A 6,693-nucleotide genomic window follows, 5' to 3' on the forward strand; every position below is an offset into this window, starting at 1 on the left:
CTCGTCCGACAGATCCTGCGCGGCGAGCGTGAGGACGTGTTCCGCATTCGGGAAAGCAGTCTGCCCCCTGGCTCATGCGGTTGGAAATGGAATGGTCGGGCGGGCGCCGCAACGGCGCCGAGTTGTGGCGGCGGCTGAAGGGCGACGGTTTCCGCGGCAGTCTCAGGGTCGTGGGCGAATGGGCCACCCGACAGCGGCGCGCCGAAAGGGCTTTGCCGATCGGCGCCGGAAAATCGCCGCCCGCACGGCGGATCGCGCGGCTTCTGACCACCGGCCGCGACCACCTGAGCAAGGCGGATGCCGTGCTGGTGGCGCAGATCGAAGCAGCACTGCCAGCCTTGGCGCAAGCCAGAATGCTTGCAAACCAGTTCACCGACATGGTGCGCAACCGCAGCGCCGACCTGCTCGGCTCTTGGCTCGCCAAGGCGGAGGACAGCCTGCTATCTTCCTTCGCCCATGGCCTGCAAAAGGATCAAGCTGCGGTTTCCGCAGCCCTGAGCCAGCCGTGGTCGAATGGCCAGACCGAGGGCCAGATCAACCGCCTGAAACTCCTCAAACGCCAGATGTATGGCCGCGCCGGCATCGCGCTCCTGAAGGCCCGCATCACCGCGGTTGCCTGAGGCGGAAAGATCGACGTCATCAAAAGTGAGTCAGAGCCAAAATTGCACGCCTAATCACACCGAAGAAGGCGGCCAACAATCCCGGGGCCCAGCCGACCGATGATCCCGAAGCTGAATAGGCTACGGCCAAAGAGCAAGCTTCGAACCGAAGGACGCCCTTGGGGAGCGGATCGCTGCCTGCCCCTCCCGAGTCCTGAGGGTTAGTCTGGACGGACTCGCTCTGGGTGACCCTCAGGCGATGGCGAGCGCCACGCCTTCGGCCCGCAGCACCTCCATCTGGGCGGCCTGGGGCTGGGCGTCGCTGAACAGTGTCGCGAAGGCGGAGATCGGGCGGATGCGGTGGACCGCGCGGCGCTGGAACTTGCCGGCGTCACCGACCAGCACCGAACGGTCCGAGCGTTCGATGGCGCGCCGCTTGACCGAGACCTTCTCGATGTCGAAATCCATCGGGGCTGCGTCATCGTCGAAACCGGAGAAGGCGATGATCGCCAGATCCAACCGCAGCTCGGACAGAGCCGACAGCGCCGGTGAGCCGGTGATCGCGCCGTCCGGGGTGCGGACGATGCCGCCCAGGATGTTCAGCTCGATCCCCGGGCGGCCGCAGAGGATCGAGGCCACCGCGAGACTGGCGGTGACGATGCGCAGGCCCATGTCGCGCTGCACGATCTGCCGGGCCAGCGCCTCGCAGGTGGTGCCGACATCGAGGAAAATCGTGGCCCCCTCGGGCAGGGTGGCAGCGACGACGGCGGCGATCCGGTTCTTCTCGCCCGCCGCACGGATGCGCTTTTCGGCATAGGCGGGGCGGCGCGATTCCACCAACGATCCGGCCCCGCCGTGGAATCGGCGCAAGAGGCCGCTCTTGGACAGCGCTAGGATGTCGCGGCGCACCGATTGGGTGGAGACACCGGTCGCCCCCGCCAGCGCCTCTAGGGTGACATAGCCACCCTCGCGCACCATCTGCAGGATCCGGCTCTGTCGGGCGGTCACGTCGGCTTCGGTGGTCATGACACTGATCCCTGATGGTTTGCGGTCCGCAGGTGTGTAACATAGATTACACTTCTTTCCTGCAGGAATCCAGTTTCCTGATCAAGCGGAGCGTCACGATGAAGAAACTTGTCTGGAATGCCGGGGACGGGGCGCTGTGCCGCCAGGCGGAGCGGGCCGCCGGGTGGCTGGCCTTCGATCCCTGGCGGCTGACCTGGTCCCCCATGACCGCGCCTCCTGCCGGGGGGCAGGAGGTCTCACCGGGCGATGCGCTCCGCCTGCTGGCGGCGGGTCCGCGGCTGCGCCGTGTCCCGGTCGCGGTGATCGGCCCGCGGGAGGCGACGGCGCGGCAGCTGGACACGGCCGAGCTGCTGGGCCGCGAGATGGCCCGGCACGGGTTGCAACTGCTGTCCGGTGGAAAATCAGGCGTGATGGAAGCGGTTAGCCGGGGAAACCTGGCTGCTGGAGGACTGCCGGTCGGGCTGATCCCGGATGACGAATGGCACGAGGCGAATGACTTCGTGGCGATTCCGCTGGCCAGCGGCATCGGTCCGGCGCGCAATGCGATCATCGCCCGGGCCGGTCTGGCCTTGGTCGCGGTGGGCGGTGGTGTCGGGACGATCTCGGAGATGGCGCTTGGCATCCAGTTCGGCCGCCTGGTCCTGGCGCTGGACGACGCGCCCGAGGTGCCGCAGGTCATCCGCCTGTCCAGCGTCGCCGAGGCGCTGGACGCGATCGCGGGTCGGATTCTGGGTGTGTAATATAACTTACAAAATGTCATAAAAGCATCATCCTTCCCCGCTATCCCGGGCTCGTCAAACCCGGAGTCGCGTGTGAGAATCATCGCCGTCGCCTATTTCCTGTTCCTTGCCGCCCCCATGGTCCTGCTGGTCGTGGGGGCCTTCGGAGAAAGTTGGTCCAACACGCTGTTCCCGACCGGCTTCACCCTGGGCTGGTTCGTCGAGGTCGCGGCGGACCCCAGCTTCCGCCGCGCCTTCATCACCTCGCTGCAAGTGGTGGCGCTGACCTGCATCGCCAACGTGCTGGTGGGCGTGCCGCTGGCCTGGGCGATCCATTCCGCCGCGCGCCGCAGGGTGCGGATGGCGGCAAGGATCGCCGTGCTGGTGCCGGTCGCCATGCCCGAACTGGTGCTGGCCTTCGGCTTCATCCTGGTCTTCTCCTCGGACACCCTGCCCTGGCTGGGCAGCTTCTGGCTGCTGGTGGCGGGCCATGTCGTGCTGACGCTGCCCTATACGCTGACCACGCTGCTGGCCGATCTCGAACAATCGCGCCTGTCGGTCTACGATCAGGTCGCGGCGACGCTGGGCGGCGGCTTCCCGGGCCGGATGGTCGACATCATCCTGCCGCTGCTGGCCCCCAGCCTGATGTCCGCCTGCCTGACCGTGGCGGCGCTGTCGATCGGCGAGTTCCAATTGTCCAACCTGATCGCGGGCTTCCTGTCGCGGACCTATCCCATCGTCCTGCTGCAGGCCTTCTACGGCGCCACCGGCTTCGCCTGCGCGGCGACGGTCGTGCTTCTGGTCCTGGCGGCGCTCTCCGCCCTGGGCAATGCCATGACGGGCCGCTTGGCCGCAAAGGAGGCCTGAGATGGCACTGCAGTTCGACCAGGTCAGCTACCGCTATCCCGGCAGCATCCAAGGCGTGACCGACATCAGCCTGAAGATCGGCGATGGCGAGCTGGTCGCGCTGATCGGCGCCTCCGGGTCCGGCAAGTCCACGCTACTGCGGCTGCTCTGCGGCTTTGCCGCGCCGGACCGGGGGCAGGTGCGGATCGACGGCGAGGATGTCTCGCCCGCCCCGCCCGAGCGGCGGAAGCTGGGCGTCGTGTTCCAGGACTACGCGCTGTTCCCGCATATGCGGCTGTGGGAGAATGTGGCCTATCCGCTGAAGGTGCGCGGTATGGCCCGCGACGCGCGGCAGACCCGCGCCTGCGAGATGCTTGCCCGCGTCGGCATGGCCGGGCGCGAACAGGACCGGCCCGACTTGCTGTCCGGCGGGCAGCGGCAGCGCGTGGCGCTGGCGCGGGCGCTGGTCTTCGGGCCGCGCGGGCTGCTGCTGGATGAACCGCTCTCGGCGCTGGATGCCGGGCTGCGGGCCGAGATGCGCGACGAGATCCAGCGCGTCCAGCGCCAGGCCGGGATCGCTACCCTGCTGGTCACGCATGACCAGGAGGAGGCGCTGTCGATCGCTGACCGCGTCGCGGTGATGCGCGACGGGCGGATCGTGCAGATCGCCACCCCGCATGAGGTCTACGATCGCCCCGCCGAAGCCTGGGTCGCGGCCTTCGTCGGCCAGTCGAACCTCTGGCCCGGAACGGTCGCCGCCTCGGGACGGGTTGAGACCGCGCTTGGCCCCTTCACCTGCGACACCGGCCCGCGCCCGAAGGGCGAGCGGGTGACTTTGCTGGTCCGGCCCGAACGGGTGATCCCCGGCGCCGGGCCGATCAACGGGCTGACCGGCACCGCCACCGCCGACCGTTTCCTGGGCCCGGTCCGGCGTCTGGACCTGTCGGTCCCCGGCGGCACCGTCAAGGTCGAGACCCATCTGCCTGGCCTGGTCCGCGACATCACCATTCCGCCAGACGCCATCCGGCTGCTTCCGGCCGAAGCGTCCCTCTCCACCGCAGTATGAAGGTGCTATCCATGAACCGCCGCGACTTCCTTGCCACGATCAGCGCCTCGGCGCTGCTTGCCGCCCTGCCGGCCCATGCCTTCGACGGGGCCGAGCTTTATCCGGGCGAAAAGGCGCTTTACGACGCCGCCCTGCAGGAAGGGCTGATCGTGTCCTTCGATACCGGCCCGACCTGGGCCAACTGGGCAGGCCAGTTCAAGGCGTTCAAGGAACGCTATCCGGGGGTCGAGATGGTCTACAACGACCTTGGCTCGGCCGCGACCGTGGTGGCGCTGGACAAGTCGCGCAACCGTCCGCAGGCCGACACCGCCTATTACTTCGCAGGCTCGGCGCTGGATGCGGTGAACGTCGATGTCGTCGAAGGCTACAAGCCCGTGAACTTCGACCGCCTGCCCGAAGCGCTGCGCGAGACCGATGGCAAATGGTTCGCCATCCATCAGCTGAACGTGGCCTTCCTGGTCAACACCAAGCTGGTCCAGAACGTGCCGCATAGCTGGGCGGATCTGATGAAGTCGGAATACCGCAACGCGATTGTCTATCAGGATCCGCGCTCGACCGGGCAGGGGCAGGTGGTGGTCTTCGCCGCGGCCTTCGGCAATGGCGGCGACATGGACAATGTGCAGCCCGGGATCGAGTATCTGGGCGGGCTGACCCAGGCGGGCAATGTGCTGCGGACCGTGGGCACCACCCCCTATGCCCAGTTCGTCAAGGGCGAGATCCCGATCTGGATCGGGTATGAGAATGACGGGCTGAAGGCCGAGCACCTGGACGGCATGGGCGATGACATTGCTGTGGTCACCCCGGCCGAGGCTTCGGCCGCAGCACCCTATGCGATCTCGCTGGTCAAGGGCGGGCCGAACCCGAACGCAGGCAAGCTGTGGCTGAACTTCGTGATGTCGGATTTCGGCCAGCAGATATTCGCCCAGGGCTTCGTGCGTCCCTCGGTCCCCGGGATCGAACTTCCGGCGGAAGTGGCCGACAAGATGCCGCTGGCGCCGCAGGTGACTGCCGTCGACATCGCCCTGGCGACCGCGAAGAAGCCCGAGATCGACGCTGGCTGGGCCAAGGCGGTCCTGGGCCAGTGAGCCCTTTGCCCGCCCTGGCGCCGATCCGGGGCGGGCTCTTTCCTGAAGGCGAGGTTCACTGAATGACACTGCGCGCTTGGCTTCCGGCCCTGCTGTCCCTGCCGGGTGTGATGATCTTCACGCTGTTCTGCCTCCTACCGCTGGTCGCCGTCCTCGCCGGGGCCTTCGAGGGCGGCGGCAGCGCCTTCGGCAGGCTGTTCGCAGATCCGGTATTCTGGAACGGGTTGCAGGGCACCTTGCTGTTGGGCACCCTGGCGCCGCTGTTCTCTCTGGTCGTCGGGACGGCGGTCGCCATGGCGCTGGCCCGCTTCGCACCCCGGATGCGGATGGCGGCGCTGGTCGCCGTCTCGCTGCCGCTGACCTTCTCGGGCCTCATCATCGCTTATGGCTTCATCCTGCTGCTGGGCCGGTCCGGCGTGATCCCGCAGCTTCTGGCCGGTCTGGGGCTGGACCCGGCGGTGACCGGCGCCTTCATCTATTCGCCCGCCGGGTTGGGCCTGGCCTATTCCTATTATCTGGTGCCCCGTGTGGTGCTGATCATGCTGCCCGCCATCCGGGGCTTCGAAGCGAACCAGATCGCGGCGGCGCGTTCGCTGGGCGCAGGGCCGCTGCGCGCCTTCGCCGAGGTGATGCTGCCGCAGATCGTGCCCAGCCTGATCGCCGCCTTCGCGCTTTGCGCCGCCGTGGCGATCGGCGCCTATGGCACGGCGCTGGCGCTGGTGGGCACCCAGATCAACATCCTACCGCTGGTGCTTTACTCCCGGATCTCCGAAGGCACCAGCGACCTGCCCGCCGCCGCCGCCGCCTCGCTGATCCTGGTCGCTATCTGCACGGCCGTCGTCGCCCTGGCCGAAGTCTTCCGCCCTGCGGCCAGATCCTAGGCCGCAGGTGGTCAGCGCGGGAACAGCAGACCGGCGGTTCTCTCGGGAGTGATGACCGCGAAATGATCGGCGCCGGCCGGCTCTGATGATGTGACCGCCCCCCGACGGCATCGATGTGCCAAGGTGGGTCTGCGACGATCCACATAGGAGGACGGTCATGTCGGAGATTACCACGGTCGGGCTCGATCTGGCGAAGAATGCGTTTCTGGCGCATGGGGCTGATGCCTCGGGTCGAGCTGTGCTTAGGAAGAAGCTTCGGCGCGACCAGGTGCTCGACTTCTTCGGCCGGTTGCCACCTTGCGTCGTGGCCATGGAAGCGTGCGGCGGCGCGCATTTCTGGGGCCGCGAGATCGGCAAACTCGGCCATGAGGTGCGCTTGATCCCGCCCGCCTACGTGAAGCCCTTCGTCAAGCGCCAGAAGAATGATGCGGCCGACGCCGAGGCGATCTGCGAAGCGGCCGTGCGGCCGAC

At 67.6% G+C, this 6,693-nt stretch carries 6 protein-coding genes and 2 pseudogenes; 7 read left to right on the forward strand and 1 reads right to left on the reverse strand.

Annotated elements, in window-relative coordinates; genetic code table 11:
- Nucleotides 1-620: pseudogene (locus C5F48_RS20695) on the forward strand (transposase); the annotation flags it as partial.
- Between the two features lie 231 nt (nucleotides 621-851).
- On the opposite strand, the gene C5F48_RS20700 reads toward C5F48_RS20695, so the two are convergent.
- The gene (locus C5F48_RS20700; protein WP_107665678.1) at nucleotides 852-1,625 is read right to left on the reverse strand and encodes a DeoR/GlpR family DNA-binding transcription regulator; all 774 of its coding nucleotides are present in this window, start codon (nucleotides 1,623-1,625) and stop codon (nucleotides 852-854) included.
- 98 nt (nucleotides 1,626-1,723) lie between these two features.
- Between C5F48_RS20700 and C5F48_RS20705 the strand changes: the two genes are divergently transcribed.
- The 6 genes and pseudogenes from C5F48_RS20705 to C5F48_RS20730 all read left to right on the forward strand — a co-directional run.
- Nucleotides 1,724-2,365, forward strand: a complete 642-nt coding sequence (locus C5F48_RS20705; protein ID WP_107665679.1) for an SLOG cluster 4 domain-containing protein — start codon at nucleotides 1,724-1,726, stop codon at nucleotides 2,363-2,365.
- Nucleotides 2,366-2,437: 72 nt separating this feature from the next.
- Nucleotides 2,438-3,211, forward strand: a complete 774-nt coding sequence (locus tag C5F48_RS20710) for an ABC transporter permease (RefSeq protein ID WP_107665680.1) — start codon at nucleotides 2,438-2,440, stop codon at nucleotides 3,209-3,211.
- A gap of 1 nt (nucleotide 3,212) precedes the next feature.
- Complete coding sequence (locus C5F48_RS20715) at nucleotides 3,213-4,256, forward strand: ABC transporter ATP-binding protein (RefSeq protein ID WP_107665681.1); 1,044 nt, start codon at nucleotides 3,213-3,215, stop codon at nucleotides 4,254-4,256.
- A gap of 11 nt (nucleotides 4,257-4,267) precedes the next feature.
- Nucleotides 4,268-5,341, forward strand: coding sequence for an extracellular solute-binding protein (locus C5F48_RS20720; RefSeq protein WP_107665683.1), 1,074 nt, complete (start codon nucleotides 4,268-4,270; stop codon nucleotides 5,339-5,341).
- 62 nt (nucleotides 5,342-5,403) lie between these two features.
- Complete coding sequence (locus tag C5F48_RS20725) at nucleotides 5,404-6,222, forward strand: ABC transporter permease (RefSeq protein WP_107665682.1); 819 nt, start codon at nucleotides 5,404-5,406, stop codon at nucleotides 6,220-6,222.
- Nucleotides 6,223-6,379: 157 nt separating this feature from the next.
- A pseudogene (locus C5F48_RS20730) lies at nucleotides 6,380-6,693 on the forward strand (IS110 family transposase); the annotation flags it as partial.

The organism is Cereibacter changlensis JA139, from assembly GCF_003034985.1.
Lineage (GTDB): Bacteria > Pseudomonadota > Alphaproteobacteria > Rhodobacterales > Rhodobacteraceae > Cereibacter > Cereibacter changlensis.